Below are 19,026 nucleotides of genomic sequence, written 5' to 3'. Positions count from 1 at the left end.
TCCAGGACACCATCCGTCGTTGAACGGCCGTGCGCTGTTTCGCACTATGACGCAATAGTGGTAGCGTGCGCCCGAAGGTGCTGGTGGCGCGACTCACACACCGCGCCTGCAGCGCTCACACGTGGGCCGGCGCTAGCACGGCCCGCAACCGTGCTAGCGTATCGCTCACCCAATCAGCCTTGCACGCCATTAGTGACCGCCCATCGCCGCATGCATCGCTTGAATCAATCCAGTCGGGCCGGCTCTATGCGCCGCGCAAATCACGATTGCTGCATGGCATGCTGGCTGCTCACCGATCAATTCCCCGTCATTATTGTGTCCGCTACGGCTATCACCGGGGAGCCACTGAAGCGACTCGCATGGACAATAGGCGTCCATTATAGGAGCGGACAGTCTGCTATTACGCCTTGGGACGGTAGACGTCTATATCGTTCCGGACAATAATTGGTTGAAACGATCCGCGTAGTCCGTGTCGACCGCGCCTTGCTGGACCGCCGTGGGCACCACTTCGGCAGCCAGTTGTTTGAGTGCCTCAACTACGCGAAATGTCGTCTCCGCCACTTCATGCAACGGTGCGCCCGTCGGCTCTAAAATATTACGCATTCTCGGGACAATCTCGTAGACGGCCAGTGCGTGCAGCGCTCGCTCCAGCTGCTCGAGGCGATCTTGCTGATCGACGTCACGAGCCGCCGCCCGGACAAATGCATCGAGTTCGTCCTGTCGGGCGCCGCGCTCGCCCAAAGCGACTAGGTCCAAACGTAAGTCGAACATTTGGAGCATCCATGACACAAATTTGCGATGTTGGCGCTGGCGAAGCGCTTCGCACGGAAACAGCTCGGCCGCCATTGACCAAGCGAATAAGTCGCCGTTGTCCGCAGCCTCCGCATCGGAGATACGCAGCGCGACCCACAGTTTATCGCGTTGATCGAGTTGATCAAACGCCTCGGGCGCCACAGGCACCACCTGCTGTGCATACGCCCACTCTTCTAGCTTCCTGCGCACGATTTCCTGTTTCTCGTGCTGTCTCATCCGTGCGTCGACATCGAACAACGTGGTCCACGGCTGCGGCGATCCTCGATGAGGACAAGGCATGGTACGACAGTCGGCAAAATCGGCATGGGCTTCCCGCATCCACGACCTAAGGCGAGTACTCAACGGCGCCGCCGGCCGTTCCTCCAAAGTGGCTACTGTGTCGCCCGGCGTGGAGCGGAACGCCTCAAGCGGATTAAAATTGGTATCGTGGAAGAAATGTGGCAATACATTCAATCCCTCGTTACTTTGCTCGCTAGACGATCGCGTGGTCGGGCTAAGAGTCAAACTGGCCCGAGAGCGGCGGTGCGCGGGCCTCGGAATGTCTATTGACGATACGCCGCGGAGAATGGTACTTCCGTCGGGGTGGGCATTCCCATTCGTGTTGTCGGGGTGGGGCCCATGGAAGACAGGGAGCGACAACGTCCTGCTCGAATGCGACCTGCGCTTGTATTCATCGGACGGACGCTTCGCCGGCGCAGACAAACATGTTCTCGCATGAGCAGCGTCTGTCCAACCGTGTAGTTTCTCCGTGTCATCCTGCCTCTGCAAGTTTGTGGTTTCCGTGTGTGATAGCTCGCGCGAATTGCCGTCGCCAAGCGCAGTCGGTGCAGCATGCGCAGGCATGGCGTCGCCATCAAGCTCCGGTCCATCTGGTCTGTGGCGCTCTTCAACCTTGTCGTGTTCTCCGCGCTCATCCCGCAGGGAAGCATCGAGGCGCGATACGGTGAATGGTGCCCCCTCTGTACGATGCTCGGCCGACGCGCCCACGTCGCTGCTCGTTGTGCCGCCGCACCCCGCGGTTACTGCCAAAACCATGCCGGCGCCTAGCTTCGAAAGCAATCGACTTGTCTGTCGTGTCATTGTGTCCTCGCCATAAAAAATGCAGCTGCTGCATCGGGCTGCGAGCCTGTCACAATCGGAGGTGAGCAGAACGTATAGCGTCGGATAAGCGATCTAAAAAGACCGATGCTTCAGTGCGGCGAGTGATCGCAGCAGCACAGGCACGCGGCGCATCAAAGCGCGCGTACGCGTGCGAGGATCGCGAGGTAGTATTTCAGAGAGGGTGTAGGCAAGCCAATTTGGCTCAGTCATCCCGCACTTAAATTGCATTTTATTGTCGATAAATATTAGTTAATTATATCCATTTTCGTATAAACAGCTCAATTGCGCAAGATACTCGCTACGTTCGGACCGGGGCCACATCGACAGTCTCGTAACAAACACGGGCACACGCGCCGATGCAAAGTTGCTTGGGCCGCAGACATGCGACACGCTCACGCTGCTGGTGACCCGTTGCACAATACGTCCGCGCGCATCAGCAGCGTGCGCTCGGACAGCACCAACGCGTCATCGTGACATGCGTCGCGCACAAGATGGTCAGGTTTAGCAATCGCTCATGCAGCGCCTTGAGTGCCGAGCGCACTGACGCGCGCAGGTCGAAATCAGGCGCGGACAGCGGTTCGTCCAACAGCAGCATCACATGGTCCTGCGTCGGATAACTGGACGAGCTTGAGCACATCGGCCACGCGCCGCGCGACCTTCGCGTTCAACACGCCGCACTCGCAGCCGAACGTGACATTTCCAAACACTGTAGGTATGCAAAAGTGCATAGCTCTGGAACAACCTCTCCATGCTACGCTGGTGTTGCGCAACCGACAGTACGCCGCACTCCGAAAGTGCGTCGAGGATAGGCTGGTGCCCCTGCGCCGCTAGCATGGGATCGGTCCTGCTTAATAGTCGAGGGTTCATGGGCCGTTGCCTCGTCGCACGCAACGCCGACAGCCGTGCCCAAACCCCGTAGAATTGGGCAGGGAGCGTATCGGCCCGTCGCCGATGCGGCGCACGGCTGCCGCCAGACCATGCTGCTTTGTCAGGAGACGAAAACGTTCATATCCGAAGATCCAGCCGAAAGCTGCAACGGCGTCGATCCGGCTCGGCCGGGGCACACGCTGGCCGAACCGGACGATGTGCAACCGGGCCTGCGCGCGCTGGCCGGCTTCGTGCTAGCGCATCCTCGCCTATTCGTGCTGACGGGCGCCGGCATCAGTACCGCCTCGGGCATTCCTGACTATCGCGATGCGAACGGCGAACGTAAGGGCCGTGCACCCATTATGCTGCAAGCGTTCCTTCGCTCGCCGACGGCGCGCCGCCGCTACTGGGCCCGCAGCGCGCTCGGCTGGAAAGTGCTGGCCCAGGCCAAGCCAAGCGCCGCGCACCATGCGCTGGCGCGACTCGAGGCACTGGGTCACGTCGAGCAGCTTGTCACGCAAAACGTCGACGGCCTGCATCGTCGCGCCGGACAAGCCGGCACAATCGAGCTTCACGGCAACATTGGCCGTGCCATCTGCATGAGCTGCGGCCGCATGCATGCGCGTGCGGCCATCCAGCAGCGGCTCGAAGCGGACAATCCGGCGTTGCAAACGCTGTCGGCCAACGCAGCGCCCGATGGCGACGCCGATCTCGAGTCGATCGACTTCGATACGATCCGAGTGCCGGTGTGTGACCATTGCCAAGGCATGCTGAAACCGGACGTGGTGTTCTTTGGCGAGGGCGTGCCGCGCGAGCGTGTCGACACGGCGCAGGCCGCGCTCACGCGCGCCGATGCAGTGCTTGTCGTCGGCTCGTCGCTGATGGTCTACTCGGGCTATCGCTTCTGCGTGCAAGCGGCACGGGCCGGCAAGCCGATTGCCGCGATCAACCTCGGGCGCACGCGTGCCGATCCGCTGCTCGCGCTGAAGGTCACGCTGCCATGCGACCAGGCGCTGCTGTCATTGCTCGCCGCCCTGCCGTCTGCCAACCTGCGTAAACCCACGTAATCCGCCAACCTTTTTGCCTCGTTTGCGACATCTCGTCCATCCGATGACCCTACACGCGTGCGCTCGATAGGGATAGCGGTGCGACGCGGATGAACTGTATTTCTATGTCAAACATGGCAACGGCCTGCCGGTCCGGTTTAATCCGACGGTCACCGACCTGTTCGAAATTATGGACCTGGTCGAGCACAGCACCCGCTTGCTGCCGATTCCCGACTACACGCGGCTGTTCTTTCGACTCAAGTACGTGTAGGCGTACCGGCAAATCGCGTTCCATATTGCCCGCGAGGTGCCCAACGACGCCGCCACGCGTTCCGTACTGGCCACCGTCCGCGCCGCACGCGCCTGCGGCACTTGGCGATGACCTAGCAGGGCCACCATCCCAAGTTCGCGATCGCGCTGTCCCTGCTGAAAATGCATCCACGGTTGTTTTATGGCTTCGTGCGACGCGTCGCCTAGCGTCGTAGCACGATCTGTCGCGATTTCCGTTGCCCTGACGCGCGCACGCGCCGCGCGCCACCACGTAACGGTCACCGATACCTCGATCCGCGCAAAGCTCAGTCGCCCAGCGGCTTGGCCATCGCGACACGCAAATGCATCGGAAAGCCCAGCGCCTGTTCATGCGTGAGCACCGCGCGCATCTGCTCGCCCTGCAGCGCGATCGGCAACTCGGCGAAACCCTCGCTGCGGTAGAACGGCGCATTCCAGCGCACGTCCCGCAAGGTCGTCAGTAGGGCTTGCCGGTAGCCCTCGGCGCGCCCGACCATGCATGCATGCCGCAGCAATGCGCGGCCATGGCCACGGCGGCCGTAGGCAGGGTCGACGTCCATTTGACGAATATGGAATCCACCATCGAGTTCCCCGCCGAGCAAATAGCCGATCACGATCCGATCGTCGTACTCCACCACCCATAGCCTGCGTTGCCGTACCCCGTCGGCAAGCTCATCCTGAGTCAATCCGTGCGCAGCAAACACCGGGAACGCGACATGCCCACGCAGCCGCTCGCCGGCGCGACGCTCTATCGACAACAGCACAGAAAAATCCGCCGGGACGGCAAGACGAATCATCAACAAGCGCCTAAATAAACTTCCACAACAGCATCATATAACGCCCCTCGGTCCGATTTCTCCCCCGCTCCGCGGCCGACGACCAATGACCAGCAACCAGTGACCGACGACCCACAATCAGTAATCAGTAACTAATAACTTAAATCTAACGATCGACGAACAAGCGTGTTCAGGCGCGCGAACGGCGCACGCCGATCCGGCACTGGCTCACGTCCGCGCAGGCGACACCTTATCGCGCGGCATTGAGTTTGCGCCACAGTGTCGTCTTGCTGATGCCCAACGCCTGGCATGCTGCATCGCGATCACCATCATGGGCCTTTAACGCGGCACGGATCTCGTCCGCCTCGACATGGCGGCTACGTTCACGCAGCGTCGAGGCGGGCACGACGGGACCAGCCGGCGTGTCGAACAACTCGGGCGCGATCGTGCGCAGCACGGCCACGGTCAGCGCAACATCGTCCTCGGCCTCGGTATCGGCTAATTCGACCGCGATCCGCTCGATGACGTTCTGCAGTTCGCGCACGTTGCCGGGCCATCGGTACGCGCACAGCGGCGCGGCCACCGGCGCCAGTATTCGGGTTGCCTCGTTGGTATCCGGCACACGCACGGCCAGGCGGGGCTCGCGCCGCGCCGCCTGCAGCAGCCATTCCACCGCGAGCAGCATCACATCACCAGGACGCTCACGCAACGGTGGCAGCGCAATGCTCAAGATATTCAGCCGATAATAAAGATCAGCGCGGAATGTGCCCGACTCGATGCCATCGATCAACGCACGGTGCGTGGCGGCGATCACGCGGATATCGACGCGCACCGGCTCGGTCGAACCCAGACGCACCACTTCGCGCTCCTGGAGCACCCGCAGCAAACGGCTTTGCAACGGCAACGACATCTCGCCGATCTCGTCCAGGAATAAAGTGCCACGATGCGCGGCTTCGATCAGGCCCACCTTGCCCCCCCTGCGCGCGCCGGTGAAGGCGCCCTCTTCGTAGCCGAACAGTTCGCTTTCGAGCAGCGCCTCCGGAAAGGCACCGCAGTTGATAGCCACGAACGCGAAATCGCGCCGCGCACTCAGGCGGTGGATGCTCTGGGCGACCATTTCCTTGCCGGTGCCGCTTTCGCCGAGCACGAGCACGGTCGCGTCCGAGCGTGCATAACGACGCACCAGCACGCGCACGCGCTCGATGGGCGCGCATTCGCCGACCAGGTCGTCCAGATCGTAACGGGCGGTCAATTGCTGCGCACGCGGCCGTGACCGCAACGTGCGATCCAGCCGCTCTACCGCGCGCGACTCTTGGAACGTCAGCACGGTGCCGCCCTGCTCGCCGCAGGGGCCGGCGAGCGGGCCGCGATGCACGACATAGCTCACCCCACGGATGACGCTGAGCGTATCGCCGTCGGCGTCGGGCAGCGAATCGGCCAGGCACGGCGCCAAATCCAGCAGCGTGCGCCCCGCCGCCTGCGTGGCGCCGATACCGAGCGCGTCAGACAGTCGTTGGTTCATCGCCTCGACGCGTCCTTCGGCATCGAGCGCCACCACTCCGTCGCGCAGGTGCTGCAGCAGGTTATCCAGCCGGGCGCGGCGCAGTGCCTCGGCACGCGTGGCCTGCACGACTTCCAGCGCGGTATCGAAAGCGGCACGCACGCAGGCGCGAGAGTACAGAAATACCGCATGCATGCCGGCGTGGGCGGCAAGATCCGCGACCAGGCCGGGCCCGACCACCGCGCCAACGCCACGCTCACGCAAGTCCTGCACGCAGGCCTGCGCATCCTGCACCGACCGATACGAGCCGAGAACCACGTCAACGCCGTAGGCATGCGTGAACTGCCGGACCTCGTCAGGAATATCGCCGTGTGTAACCAGCGCGACCAATGCCGCGTCGCGCCGTGCCTGCGCCAGCGCATGCATCACGTCGAAACCGGTGGGATGGATCAGCACAACCGGCACGTTCACGCGCGCTTTCAAATACGCGCCGTTCGATCCACCGGCCACTACCACGTCCGGACGCATCGAGCCGGCCACATTGATCTCATGCACCGCGTCTTCGAAACCGCGCGAGACCACGCGCAGTTGCGCACGCCCGTCATACTCGCGGGCGATGTCCAGGAACAAGTCACGCAATCGACTTATTCCCATGGCCCACAAACGCGGGCGAGCGACCGCGTCTGGTTGTACGATGCTCAAAGCCCATTTACCCCAATTGGTGATACCGCAAATTGGTGATACCACATTATGCGCGTCGCATCTCATAAACGAAACGCCTGATTTCAATATTGAAACTCGGGCCACAACTGCCGAGCCGACGCAGCCCGAAAAATCAAGGCGTTGACGCTTTCATCGGCCATTGGCTCGGCACTTGCTTAAACGCCGTTGTTTTCCTGGAGCGACAATGAACCCACCCCCACCCCAGCCCGCCAGCGCGGGTGCCAAGTTCCGCGCCGCTGTTGCCCAAGCCCAGCCGCTGCAAGTGGTCGGCGCGATCACTGCCTATGCGGCGAAGATGGCCGAGGCTGTCGGCTTCAAGGCCGTCTACCTGTCCGGCGGCGGCGTCGCGGCGAATTCACTCGGCTTGCCAGACCTGGGCATCAGCACGATGGAAGACGTGCTGATCGATGCGCGCCGCATCACCGATGCAACCTCACTGCCGCTGCTGGTCGACATCGATACCGGCTGGGGCGGCGCGTTCAACATCGCGCGCACCATCCGCTCGTTCATCAAGGCGGGGGTGGCGGCCGTGCATCTCGAGGATCAGGTCGGCCAGAAACGCTGCGGTCACCGGCCAGGCAAGGAATGTGTGCCGACCAACGAAATGGTTGACCGTGTGAAGGCGGCGGTAGACGCGCGCACCGACGAGCAGTTCGTCATCATGGCGCGCACCGATGCCGCCGCTGCCGAGGGCTTGGACGCCGCGATCGAGCGAGCACTCGCCTATGTCGAAGCCGGCGCCGATATGATCTTTCCCGAGGCCATGCGCACGCTGGACGACTACCGTTGCTTCAAGGCCGCGGTCAAGGTGCCAATCCTGGCAAATCTGACCGAGTTCGGCGCGACCCCGCTGTTCACTGTTGACGAACTGCGCGAAGTCGATGTGGACATCGCACTGTACTGCTGCGGCGCCTATCGAGCAATGAACGCAGCAGCGCTGAACTTTTATCAAACTGTGCTGCGCGATGGCACGCAGAAGGCCGCTGTGCCAACCATGCAGACGCGCGCTGATCTGTATCACTACCTGGGCTATCACGCATACGAACAGAAGCTCGACGCGCTGTTCGCCGCTAACAACGCTAACAAGTAACGCTTGAGTCCGGAGACGAAACCATGAGCGAAGCAGACAACAACAAGCCGGCAACGGGCGCCTTCAAGCCGAAGAAGTCGGTCGCGCTGTCCGGCGTGGCCGCCGGCAATACCGCGCTGTGCACGGTCGGGCGCACCGGCAATGACTTGCACTATCGGGGCTACGATATCCTGGAGTTGGCCGGCGCATGCGAGTTCGAAGAAGTCGCCTACCTGCTGGTGCACGGCAAGCTGCCGACCGTGTCCGAGCTCACCGCCTACAAGGTCAAGCTCAAGGCACTGCGCGGGCTGCCGGCGAACGTCAAGGCGGTACTCGAATCCATCCCGGCGTCGGCCCATCCGATGGACGTCATGCGCTCGGGTGTCTCCGTGCTCGGTACCGTGCTGCCCGAAAAGGACGATCACACTCTGCCCGGCGCACGAGATATCGCGGACCGGCTGATGGCCTCGCTAGGCTCGATCCTGCTGTACTGGTACCACTACTCGCACAACGGCAAGCGCATCGACGTCGAAACGGATGACGACTCGATCGGTGGTCATTTCCTGCACCTGCTACACGGCAAGGCGCCGACGCGCTCATGGGTCGATGCGATGCACGTGTCGCTGAACCTGTACGCCGAGCACGAGTTCAACGCATCGACGTTTACCAGCCGCGTGATTGCCGGCACAGGCTCAGACATCTACTCGGCGATCACCGGGGCAATCGGCGCGCTGCGTGGCCCGAAACACGGCGGCGCAAACGAAGTCGCATTCGAGATCCAATCGCGCTACGCCACCCCCGATGAAGCCGAAGCTGACATCCGTCGCCGCATCGAAAACAAGGAAGTGATAATCGGCTTTGGCCACCCTGTCTACACGATCTCCGATCCGCGCAATAAGGTGATCAAAGAAGTCGCCAGAAAACTATCGAAGGAGGCGTCCAACACCAAGCTGTTTGACATTGCCGAGCGCCTGGAGACCGTGATGTGGGACATCAAGAAGATGTTTCCGAACCTGGACTGGTTCAGCGCGGTGTCGTACCACCTGATGAGCGTGCCCACCGCGATGTTCACGCCGCTGTTCGTCATCGCGCGCACGTCTGGCTGGGCCGCGCACATCATTGAGCAGCGTGTGGACAATAAGATCATCCGCCCGAGTGCCCACTATACTGGCCCGGAAAACCTGCCGTTCGTGCCGCTCGAAAAGCGGGTCTCATGCCGATGAATACCGCTTACAGAAAACCACTGCCAGGCACCGGCTTGGATTTCTTCGACGCGCGCGCTGCCGTCGATGCGCTGGCGCCGGGCGCCTACGACGGCCTGCCGTATACGTCGCGGGTATTGGCCGAGAACCTGGTGCGCCGGTGCGATCCGGCCACGCTTGACGCGTCTCTATCGCAGCTCATCGAGCGCAAGCGCGAATTGGATTTTCCCTGGTATCCGGCGCGTGTCGTCTGCCATGACATCCTGGGCCAGACCGCGTTCGTCGATCTCGCCGGGCTGCGCGACGCGATCGCGGCGCGTGGCGGCGATCCGTCACGGGTCAATCCGGTCGTGCCGACCCAGCTGGTAGTCGATCATTCACTGGCGGTTGAATGCGGCGGCGATGACAAGGACGCGTTCGAGAAGAACCGCGCGATCGAGGATCGCCGCAACGAAGACCGCTTTGACTTTATCAACTGGACCAAGAAGGCATTTCGCAACGTCGACGTCATCCCGCCCGGCAACGGGATCCTGCATCAGATCAACCTGGAGCGCATGAGTCCGGTCGTGCAGGTCAACGATGGTGTCGCCTTCCCCGACACGCTCGTTGGCACCGATTCGCATACGCCAATGGTTGATGCGCTGGGCGTAATCGCCGTTGGGGTGGGCGGGCTAGAGGCGGAAAGCGTGATGCTGGGGCGCGCGTCGTGGATGCGTTTGCCGGATATCGTCGGCGTGAAGCTGAGCGGCAAGCCTAGAGCCGGCATCACCGCCACCGACATCGTGCTGGCTCTCACTGAGTTCCTGCGTCAAGAAAAGGTCGTGTCGGCCTACCTTGAGTTCTATGGCGAGGGCGCTGCCAGTCTGACGCTCGGTGACCGCGCGACGATCTCGAACATGGCGCCCGAGTTCGGCGCCACCGCGGCCATGTTCTACATCGACGAGCAGACGATCCAGTACCTGCGGCTGACCGGTCGCAGCGACGAGTTGGTCGCGCTGGTCGAGCAATATGCGAAGAACACCGGCCTCTGGGCCGACACGCTGACACACGTGCAATACGAGCGTGTGCTCGAGTTCGACCTATCAACCGTGGTACGCAACATCGCCGGTCCGTCCAATCCGCACAAGCGCGTGCCCACCTCGGAGTTGGCCGCACGCGGCATCAGCGGCAAGGTCGAGCGCACGCCCGGCCGCATGCCTGACGGCGCGGTGATTATCGCGGCCATCACCAGTTGCACCAACACCAACAACCCGCGCAACATGATTGCCGCGGGTCTGCTGGCACGCAACGCGAACCGGCGAGGGCTGACCCGCAAGCCGTGGGTGAAAAGCTCACTGGCTCCCGGCTCAAAGGCCGTCACGCTGTATCTGCAGGACGCGCAACTGCTGCCGGAACTGGAGCAATTGGGTTTTGGTGTCGTCGCATACGCATGTACATCGTGCAACGGCATGTCCGGCGCGCTTGACCCGGTTATCCAAAAGGAAATCGTCGAGCGCAACTTGTATGCAACCGCAGTGTTGTCCGGTAACCGGAACTTCGACGGCCGGATCCACCCGTATGCGAAGCAAGCGTTTCTTGCCTCGCCGCCGCTGGTGGTAGCGTACGCGATCGCCGGCACGATCCGTTTCAATATCGAACGCGACGTACTCGGCCTCGACCGCGATGGTCACCCGGTCACGCTGCACGACATCTGGCCCAGCGATGACGAAATCGACGCGCTGGTTGCGGCTAGCGTCAAGCCAGAGCACTTTCGCAAGGTGTACGAACCGATGTTTGCGCTCAGCGTTGACGTGGGTCAGCAGGCCAGCCCGCTGTACGACTGGCGTGAGCGCAGCACCTACATTCGCCGTCCGCCGTACTGGGAGGGTGCACTCGCCGGGGAGCGCACGTTGCGCGGCATGCGCCCGCTCGCGGTGCTCGGCGACAACATCACCACCGATCACCTATCGCCCTCCAACGCGATCCTAGCTGATAGCGCCGCCGGCGAGTATCTCGCCAAGATGGGCCTACCGGAAGAAGACTTCAACTCGTACGCGACCCACCGCGGCGACCACCTGACCGCCCAGCGCGCGACGTTCGCGAACCCAACGCTGAAAAACGAGATGGTCTTGAAAAACGGCGAGGTCAAGATGGGTTCGCTCGCGCGCGTCGAGCCGGAGGGCAAGGTCATGCGCATGTGGGAGGCCATCGAAACCTATATGGCGCGCAAGCAACCACTGATCGTCATTGCCGGCGCCGATTACGGGCAAGGTTCGTCGCGTGACTGGGCCGCCAAGGGCGTGAGGCTGGCCGGCGTCGAGGCCATCGTCGCGGAAGGCTTCGAGCGCATCCACCGCACCAACTTGATCGGCATGGGCGTGCTGCCGCTGGAGTTCAAGTCCGGCGTCAACCGCATCACGCTGGGCATCGACGGTACTGAGACCTTCGATGTGATCGGCGAGCGCAAGCCGGGCGCCGATCTCACGCTGGTGATCCATCGCCGTGACGGCGGGCGCATTGATGTCCCGGTCACCTGCCGGCTCGACACGGCCGAGGAGGTCTCGATCTACGAAGCAGGTGGCGTGCTGCAGCGTTTTGCGAAAGACTTTCTCGAATCGGCGAAAGCGGCCGCGTGACGGAGCAACACTTTGATGGCTCACTCATCCCAAATTAAGATCCCCGCCACCTACATGCGCGGCGGAACCAGCAAGGGCGTGTTCTTCCGGCTGCAGGACCTACCCGGCCCCGCACAGCAGCCCGGTGCGGTGCGCGACGCGCTGCTGCTGCGCGTGGTCGGCAGTCCCGACCCGTACGGCAAGCAGATCGACGGCATGGGCGGGGCCACGTCGAGCACCAGCAAGACCGTGATTCTGTCCCGCAGTGAGCGCCCCGACCATGACGTGGACTATTTGTTCGGGCAGGTAGCGATCGACCGCCCGTTCGTTGACTGGAGCGGCAACTGCGGCAACCTGTCGGCGGCCGTGGGACCGTTTGCGATCAGCCACGGCCTGGTGGACGCGTCGCGCATCCCGCGCGACGGTATCGCCACCGTACGGATCTGGCAGGCGAATATCGGCAAGACGATCATCGCGCATGTGCCGATCGTGAACGGTGCGGTGCAGGAGACCGGTGATTTCGAACTTGATGGCGTAACATTCCCAGCCGCGGAAGTGCCGCTCGAGTTCATGGACCCATCCTCCGACGATGAAGGCGGCGGTTCGATGTTCCCGACCGGCAACCTCGTGGACGAACTGGACATTCCGGGTATCGGCGTGCTGCAAGCGACGATGATCAATGCCGGCATCCCGACGATCTTTATCGAGGCCGAAGCGCTCGGCTACAACGGCACGGAATTGCAAGACGCGATCAACGGCGACGCAGGCGCGTTGGCCAAGCTCGAGATCGTCCGCGCCCATGGCGCATTGCGCATGGGGCTTATCTCGTGCATTGACGAAATCGCGACGCGGCAGCACACGCCGAAGCTAGCGTTCGTGGCCCGGCCGGCCGACTACGTCGCGTCCAATGGCAAGCAGGTCGCCGCGTCCGACATCGACCTGCTGGTGCGTGCGATGTCGATGGGCAAGCTGCATCACGCGATGATGGGCACTGCCGCCGTCGCGATCGGCGCGGCGGCGGCAGTGCCCGGCACGCTGGTCAACCGCGCGGCAGGCGGCGGCGAGCGCCACGCGGTGCGCTTTGGACACCCGTCCGGCACGCTGCGCGTCGGGGCCGAGGCGAGCCGCGTCAACGGCGAATGGATCGTGACCAAGGCGTTGATGAGCCGCAGCGCACGCGTGCTCATGGAAGGCTCGGTGCGCGTGCCGGCCGATACACTGCTGCTGCGCTAGTGCGGCGCGGGCCTGTCTAGTTCGTGCGCCGGCGGTCTGCCGAGCGACACGGGTTCCGGATCGCCCTGCGGCAGTAACGAAGGCTGCGAATCGACATTCGGGAGCGGAACGTCGGGGCCTACCTCAGGTACCTAATCTGTCAGTACGTGGCACGCAGCACGCGGCACGTGCCACGCGGATTGCGGACTGCGACACGCTGCCTGAAACCTGGGCCGTGCTGTCTACCACAGCAACGTGCACCGGCTACACCGACGCACGGATGTGGGGCTCGCGCGATATGTAGGGAGGCACCCCCCATGTCCATCAATTGCAAGGCCGTGTGCGTGCAGCATGGCGCCCGCGCGCCGGCCGCGCGGATGATCAGGTTGACGGCACTGGCCATGCCGCTCGCGCTGGCAGCGGCGATATCGCGCCGCGCCGGCATACGCTGAACGCCAGCCCGGACGCCGGCCTACTGGCAACTCGCGATGCATCAGCGCTGCGCGTCGCAGAAGATCGCCGTCACGAGTGGGCCGACATGGTGGACGATCGCCGGACTGCCAGCGTGTTCGGCGCGGGCCTTGACTCGCTGGGTGGTTCCCATTACCACGACGCCGTAGGCCGAGTCGCCGATGGGTTTGCCCCGACCTTGCCGAAACAACGGATCGTCCTTCTGGTAGCCGACGACCGCAATTACCGAAAATCCAAAGGCGCGCAAGTCCGCGCCGCGTACCGGAAAGAACGCATTGACCGAGTTGTCTTCGACGCGTGACGCCTTCGGACCGATCAAGCCCTCGTCCACCAGCGGCGCAATGAAATCATGGGCACGCAACTGGCACGCCAGCGCATCATCGAGTGAGCGGCTGGCCATGTGCGTGCCGTCGGCCACGTCCGCGCAAGCCTGTCCGCATAGCGTGACGAACGCTACGCCGGCGAATAGGGTGCGGTAGCCGAGTAAGCGCATGATTCTGATCAATAAAGTCGTGCGCATGCCGCGCGTTCGTAAAGGTATACAGTTTACTCGAACCGGTACCTTACCGCATCACGCCCGCCAGTGTCGCGACGCAACGCATTGAAGCAGGTTCACGGCGGCACGTCATAGACGTACGTGGTCGTGTATGGCACCCATGCACCGGCACAAGCCACTACGCGCTGCTTCACGCGTTTACCGACTGCCACACTTTGAGCGGGCTACCATCGAGCCGGACGAGCGAGGCTATTCTCGCCCCACGATCCGGCAAGCGGAGAACCGCACAATCGATCTCGCTGCACCAAACGCTGGCCTCACCGCTGATCCTGCCGGCCTATCCGCATGGTGCACCCTATCATCGAGGCCCGTGCACGAGCCGACGACCTGCCCTTCCCCAACGCGGCCGCCGACATCTGAGCCAGTTCCTCGTGACTTACACGCTGCGCTGCCTCTCGCATCAAACAGTCTTCGCTCAGATAAATCAGCAGCGTACGCAGCAGGCTCTGCGTTGTAAAGCGACGCCCGGACTTCAAGGCCCCTAATGTTCTTGCCTGTTCCTCCCAACCAGCCGGCAACAGCCTAAATAGCGTCGACCAACCCGGTAGCCTCTCCTGCTCGCATTTGCTTTGCACGTCTCTCTCAGTATTTTTGTTTATCTAACCACATTTTCGCAGAAAGCTTTTTTGGTTAGCGCGTATGGGATTAAATCCCTCTCCAGACGCCGGATAAATTCACGCAAGCCAATCACAGCATCAGAAATCAGTGTTGCAAAAACGGAGAGGACCATAGAGTCTTATTCGACTTCACGAATGGCCGCACAAACTGGGCAGCGATGAGCCGCACATGGTGACCAAGCCGTGTTAAGAGCCGAGCCCAGTCATGAGTGCTGCCACATGCTTCCATAACCACGCGACTCGCTGGCCAGTTGGCGAAGAACGGCACGCGTTTAGCGCGTTTGAGAACTTTGCCATGGGTTGCACCGGACGCAAGATCGCGTAATGGATCTGATATACGCTCTCGGCAATGTCGATTCCAACTGATGTAAGCTTCATCTCGGACCATCCGGTTTGCCTGTGAAGACCCTCATGAACTTCCATTGAGCACTCTGATACCGTTGGCCCGTGAGGGCCCGCCACCTCGTTGCTGGCACCGCTCACGGGTGGGCGATGTTCATTTCAATTCCTCCGTGTTCACTTTTTGCGCCTGCTGGCTTTCCCATTTATCTAGCTTACAGGCTAGGGTGGAACCAATAATGGCCGTGGGTTCTGGCTTAAGCATTTCTCCGTGGCTACAGTGAACGTCATGAACCTCTATCCCTCCAAACACATACGGGTTCCACGCATCGGGTGAGACGAGCGTTTCACATCCAGCCTCTGCCACCGTGGCTCGAAACAATAGCGCATTACCGCCATACTGCGATGGAGAATAATCTCTAACGATACACAAGTTATTCTTTGCAATTTCCTCGGTGTTTTCCAATAATTGCTCATCCATCGCCGAAACTAATTCATTGCTATAGTGGTAGGCGAACACATCTCTAACCATCGCTTGGTCAAGTTGGTTTTCTTTCTCTGCAAAGGCGTTGCTGCCCACAAGAGGAGTGCTATCCAGTAACGCCAGCAACGCCACTTTTTCGCCTTGATGTTCGAGTCGAACAGCCATGCTATGTGCCACATTGCCACCAAAGCTCCATCCTAATAAGCAGTAAGGCCCTTTGGGTTGAACACGGCGCATGTGCTCAAGATAGTCTGACACCATCTCGTCAAGAGTAGACGCAAGTGGGCTTGTTCCATCGAGTCCGCGAGCCTGCAAGCCATAGAGGGGCTGATCCGGGTGAAGGTAACTGGACAACCCCATATAGCTCCAGCTCAAACCAAATCCGGGATGAATACAGAAAAGAGCAGGGCGGCTGCCTGTGGGTTTAAGAGGAAGGAGAACAGAAAACGAGTTTTCTTGAATCCCGTCACGTTTAACTAAATGGCGTGCTAAGCCTGCGAGGGTGGGAGTCTCAAATAGCGTGCGAATAGCAAGGTCAACCTCTAACGCTGTGCGTACACGATTGATCAGGCGCATCGCGAGTAGCGAGTGGCCCCCGAGCGCAAAGAAGCTGTCGTGCCGACCCACACGTTCGACACCCAATAGCTCGGCCCAGATCGCCGCGAGCGTCATCTCCAACTCGCCTTGCGGCGCTTCATACGCTTGATGCGCCAGCGCCGCGTCATCCGGTGCGGGCAGTGCACGCCGATCAAGCTTGCCGTTGGGTGTCAGCGGAAACGCATCCAACCGCACAAACGCACTGGGCACCATATACTCAGGCAGCCTCGCCGCCAACTGCGCGCGCAGTGTGCTCGCCAGTGGCTCGTCCGCTTCGGCCTGCACATACGCCACCAGCCGCTTAGCCGAGCCCTCCCCTGTTGCCAGCACCACCGCATCACGCACCTGCGGATGCGCCGTTAAACACGCTTCGATCTCACCCGGTTCAATCCGAAAGCCGCGAATCTTGATTTGGTCGTCGTTGCGCCCCAAGAACTCTAGATTGCCGTCCGGTAAATAACGCACCAAATCCCCGGTCTTATACAACCGTGCATCGGCTTCATCTGAGAACGGATCGCGCACAAAGCGCTCAGCGGTGAGTTCGGGCCGGTTCAGATAGCCGCGTGCCACGCCCGCGCCACCAATATACAGCTCGCCCACCGCACCCAGTGGCACTGGCTGGCCGTGCGCATCGAGCAGATAAACGCGCGTGTTCGCAATCGGCCGGCCAATCGGGAGGCTGGCGTTTGTTTCCGGAACGGACGTGATCTTGTAAGTCGTCGCAAACGTGGTGCTCTCGGTCGGACCGTAACCGTTGATTAGCTGCTCAGGAGGTGACTCGCGCATCACTCGCGCAACCAACCTCGCATCCAACACGTCTCCTCCGACAATCAATACCTTGAGTTGAGAGAAGGCCGTGTCCACCTGTGCGGCCATCTGATTAAACAAGCCAACGGTGAGCCACAAGATGCTGATGTGCTGTTCGCGCAAAGTGTGCGCAAACGCAGCGGGCATTAGCACCGTGTCATGATCGATCACCACAACGGTGGCGCCATTCAACAGTGGTGCCCACACTTCAAACGTGCTCGCGTCGAAAGCCGGGTTCGCTGCGAACGCCACACGATCACCGGTGCAAATGTCAACATAGTCATTGTTGATGACCAGCCGTGCAATCGCATGATGTGGCACCATCACGCCCTTCGGGGTGCCGGTCGAACCCGACGTATAGATCACATACGCCAGATGTCGGGCCGTCAGGCCCGCCACCGACGGATTCGTGTCCGGCAACGCCGGCAGGGTAGCCGGATCGAGCACCGTACACTCGGCCAACGCCGCCTCGCCCAACGCAGCGCGCCCGGCTGCATCCGCCAGCACAATGCTCGGTGCCGCATCGGTGAGAATGTGCGCCAAGCGCTCGCCCGGATAGCTCGGATCGAGCGGCACATACGCGCCCCCAGCCTTCAAAATCGCCAGCAGCCCCACGACCAGCGCGGCACTGCGCTGCACGCAAATCGCCACGCACGTGTCCGGCTTAACGCCCAGCTCGATCAACTGGTGCGCGAGGCGATTGGCTTGTGCGTTCAGCTGCGCATAACTGAACGTTTGATCTTCATAGACCAGCGCCGGCGCCTCGGGTGTGCGCTCGACTTGCGCTTCGAATAGTTGGTGCACGCACAAGTGCGACGGATAATCCCGCTGCGTCTCATTCCATATGTTAAGTAACAACTGGCGCTCCGCTTCGGGCAGCACCTGCAACTGCTGCACGGCGGTGTCGGGCGTCGCCTCGAGCGCGTCAGCCAAGCTTTGTAGCGCCTGCTGCATATACGCGCACACCCGCTCGGGCTCCAGCGGCGGCACGCTTTGGGCCGTTAGCCCCAACGACTGCCCATCATCGTCCACTGACAGCCCGATTGGGTAATGGGTGCGCTCCTGCGCGCTCAACAGTTCGACACCCGGTAGCCCGCTGCGCTCATCCGAGCCCATTGCATTGTGCCGGTAATTGAGCATCGCACTAAAGAGCGGCATGTCCGCCGGCACGCCGCTGCAGCGCTGCGCCAGCGCCAGCGACGCGTGCTCATGCTCGAGCAACGCGGCCAGCCGCGCATGCGTCGCATGCACGGCGGCCTGCACACTGCCATCCAAATCCACGCGCAGCGGCAGCATATTGATAAAGAGCCCCATCGCACGATCGGCGCCCTCACCCGCTTGCATGCGCCCAAACAACACGGTGCCAAACACCACGCGTTGTTGGCCGCTCGCGCGGGCCAGCACCTGCGCCCACGCCAAGTGACACAGACTCGCTAAGCTCACGCCCAGGCGCCGCGCATGCGCACGCAGCCGATCGGTCAACGCCGACGGCAGCATCCGGTGTGACTCGCTTACCTCACTGCCGTCGCGCTGTACCTGCGCGAGCCCAAACGGCAATGTCGGCTCCACGTCAGCGAGCAGCTCAGTAAAAAAGTGCTCGTGTTCGGCTTGGCTGACACCCAGACGCGCTTGCGCGACCAGGTAGCGGAACGGCTGCGCCGGTGGCAGTGCGTCGCCTCGGCCCTCGATGAACGCGCGCACCTCCGCGTGCATCACGTCCAGCGTCGAGTGATCGCTAATCAAATGATGCAGCCGCTGCGTGAGCAGCCAGCGCCCCTCACTATCCTGTGCAATCGCACAATGCAGCAGCGGCGCTTGCATCAGATCCAGCCGCGTGTGACGCGGATCAAAGCGCCGCGCCAATTGCTCCGCGATCGGCCCGTCAGCGGCGTCCAACGTCAGCTCGGTGACCGGCAGCCGCGCGTGGCGCCACACCACTTGCGCGGGCATGGACACGCCTTCC

At 61.9% G+C, this 19,026-nt stretch carries 12 protein-coding genes and 2 pseudogenes; 6 read left to right on the top strand and 8 right to left on the bottom strand.

The window, feature by feature from the left end:
- Window positions 1–423 precede the first annotated feature (423 nt).
- Entirely contained in the window at window positions 424–1,092 is a 669-nt protein-coding gene (locus tag KPG66_RS14420) for a hypothetical protein (RefSeq protein WP_157864503.1), read from the bottom strand.
- 1,250 nt (window positions 1,093–2,342) lie between these two features.
- A pseudogene (locus KPG66_RS14415) lies at window positions 2,343–2,661 on the bottom strand (2-aminoethylphosphonate ABC transport system ATP-binding subunit PhnT); the annotation flags it as partial.
- A 155-nt stretch (window positions 2,662–2,816) separates the two neighbouring features.
- Between KPG66_RS14415 and KPG66_RS14410 the strand changes: the two are divergent.
- A complete protein-coding gene (locus tag KPG66_RS14410) occupies window positions 2,817–3,848 on the top strand; it encodes an NAD-dependent protein deacetylase (protein WP_013428340.1) in 1,032 nt (343 codons plus the stop codon).
- Between the two features lie 49 nt (window positions 3,849–3,897).
- On the opposite strand, the gene KPG66_RS14405 is transcribed toward KPG66_RS14410, so the two are convergent.
- The 3 genes from KPG66_RS14405 to prpR form a co-directional block, all read right to left on the bottom strand.
- Window positions 3,898–4,122: a hypothetical protein gene (locus tag KPG66_RS14405; protein WP_157864502.1), complete on the bottom strand. Its 225-nt coding sequence runs from the start codon at window positions 4,120–4,122 to the stop codon at window positions 3,898–3,900.
- Window positions 4,123–4,402: 280 nt separating this feature from the next.
- A complete protein-coding gene (locus KPG66_RS14400) occupies window positions 4,403–4,912 on the bottom strand; it encodes a GNAT family N-acetyltransferase (protein WP_041754935.1) in 510 nt (169 codons plus the stop codon).
- Window positions 4,913–5,141: 229 nt separating this feature from the next.
- The gene (gene prpR, locus KPG66_RS14395) at window positions 5,142–7,160 is read right to left on the bottom strand and encodes a propionate catabolism operon regulatory protein PrpR (RefSeq protein ID WP_083813527.1); all 2,019 of its coding nucleotides are present in this window, start codon (window positions 7,158–7,160) and stop codon (window positions 5,142–5,144) included.
- 139 nt (window positions 7,161–7,299) lie between these two features.
- Here prpR and prpB point away from each other — a divergent pair, with 139 nt between their 5' ends.
- The 5 genes from prpB (at window position 7,300) to KPG66_RS17620 (ending at window position 13,644) form a co-directional block, all read left to right on the top strand.
- On the top strand, window positions 7,300–8,205 hold the full coding sequence (gene prpB / locus KPG66_RS14390; RefSeq protein WP_013428335.1) for a methylisocitrate lyase: 906 nt from the start codon (window positions 7,300–7,302) through the stop codon (window positions 8,203–8,205).
- Window positions 8,206–8,228: 23 nt separating this feature from the next.
- On the top strand, window positions 8,229–9,407 hold the full coding sequence (prpC, locus tag KPG66_RS14385; RefSeq protein ID WP_013428334.1) for a bifunctional 2-methylcitrate synthase/citrate synthase: 1,179 nt from the start codon (window positions 8,229–8,231) through the stop codon (window positions 9,405–9,407).
- Complete coding sequence (acnD, locus tag KPG66_RS14380) at window positions 9,404–12,001, top strand: Fe/S-dependent 2-methylisocitrate dehydratase AcnD (RefSeq protein WP_237071260.1); 2,598 nt, start codon at window positions 9,404–9,406, stop codon at window positions 11,999–12,001. The genes prpC and acnD overlap by 4 nt, the downstream gene beginning before the upstream one ends.
- Before the next feature lie 15 nt (window positions 12,002–12,016).
- On the top strand, window positions 12,017–13,213 hold the full coding sequence (gene prpF / locus KPG66_RS14375; protein ID WP_041754655.1) for a 2-methylaconitate cis-trans isomerase PrpF: 1,197 nt from the start codon (window positions 12,017–12,019) through the stop codon (window positions 13,211–13,213).
- Window positions 13,214–13,509: 296 nt separating this feature from the next.
- A complete protein-coding gene (locus KPG66_RS17620; protein WP_255743540.1) occupies window positions 13,510–13,644 on the top strand; it encodes a hypothetical protein in 135 nt (44 codons plus the stop codon).
- A 41-nt stretch (window positions 13,645–13,685) separates the two neighbouring features.
- Here KPG66_RS17620 and KPG66_RS14370 read toward each other — a convergent pair whose 3' ends face one another.
- The 3 genes and pseudogenes from KPG66_RS14370 to KPG66_RS14360 all read right to left on the bottom strand — a co-directional run.
- A complete protein-coding gene (locus tag KPG66_RS14370; protein WP_041754933.1) occupies window positions 13,686–14,156 on the bottom strand; it encodes a hypothetical protein in 471 nt (156 codons plus the stop codon).
- 798 nt (window positions 14,157–14,954) lie between these two features.
- Window positions 14,955–15,214, bottom strand: a pseudogene (locus KPG66_RS18080) (IS110 family transposase); the annotation flags it as partial.
- 118 nt (window positions 15,215–15,332) lie between these two features.
- A partial coding sequence (locus KPG66_RS14360) for a non-ribosomal peptide synthetase (RefSeq protein WP_237071259.1) occupies window positions 15,333–19,026 on the bottom strand: 3,694 nt, incomplete at its 5' end.

Source organism: Mycetohabitans sp. B2 (genome assembly GCF_021733735.1).
In the GTDB taxonomy this organism is placed as follows: Bacteria; Pseudomonadota; Gammaproteobacteria; order Burkholderiales; family Burkholderiaceae; genus Mycetohabitans; species Mycetohabitans rhizoxinica.
This window is presented reverse-complemented; position numbering and strand designations above follow the sequence as displayed.

Excerpts from the sequence above, each read along its gene's own strand:
- KPG66_RS14420 (WP_157864503.1), bottom strand. The coding sequence starts at position 1,092 with ATGCCTTGTCCTCATCGAGGATCGCCGCAGCCGTGGACCACGTTGTTC.
- KPG66_RS14405 (WP_157864502.1), bottom strand. The coding sequence starts at position 4,122 with ATGGAACGCGATTTGCCGGTACGCCTACACGTACTTGAGTCGAAAGAA.
- KPG66_RS14400 (WP_041754935.1), bottom strand. The coding sequence starts at position 4,912 with ATGATTCGTCTTGCCGTCCCGGCGGATTTTTCTGTGCTGTTGTCGATA.
- prpR (WP_083813527.1), bottom strand. The coding sequence starts at position 7,160 with ATGAGATGCGACGCGCATAATGTGGTATCACCAATTTGCGGTATCACC.
- prpB (WP_013428335.1), top strand. The coding sequence starts at position 7,300 with ATGAACCCACCCCCACCCCAGCCCGCCAGCGCGGGTGCCAAGTTCCGC.
- prpC (WP_013428334.1), top strand. The coding sequence starts at position 8,229 with ATGAGCGAAGCAGACAACAACAAGCCGGCAACGGGCGCCTTCAAGCCG.
- acnD (WP_237071260.1), top strand. The coding sequence starts at position 9,404 with ATGAATACCGCTTACAGAAAACCACTGCCAGGCACCGGCTTGGATTTC.
- prpF (WP_041754655.1), top strand. The coding sequence starts at position 12,017 with ATGGCTCACTCATCCCAAATTAAGATCCCCGCCACCTACATGCGCGGC.
- KPG66_RS17620 (WP_255743540.1), top strand. The coding sequence starts at position 13,510 with ATGTCCATCAATTGCAAGGCCGTGTGCGTGCAGCATGGCGCCCGCGCG.
- KPG66_RS14370 (WP_041754933.1), bottom strand. The coding sequence starts at position 14,156 with ATGCGCTTACTCGGCTACCGCACCCTATTCGCCGGCGTAGCGTTCGTC.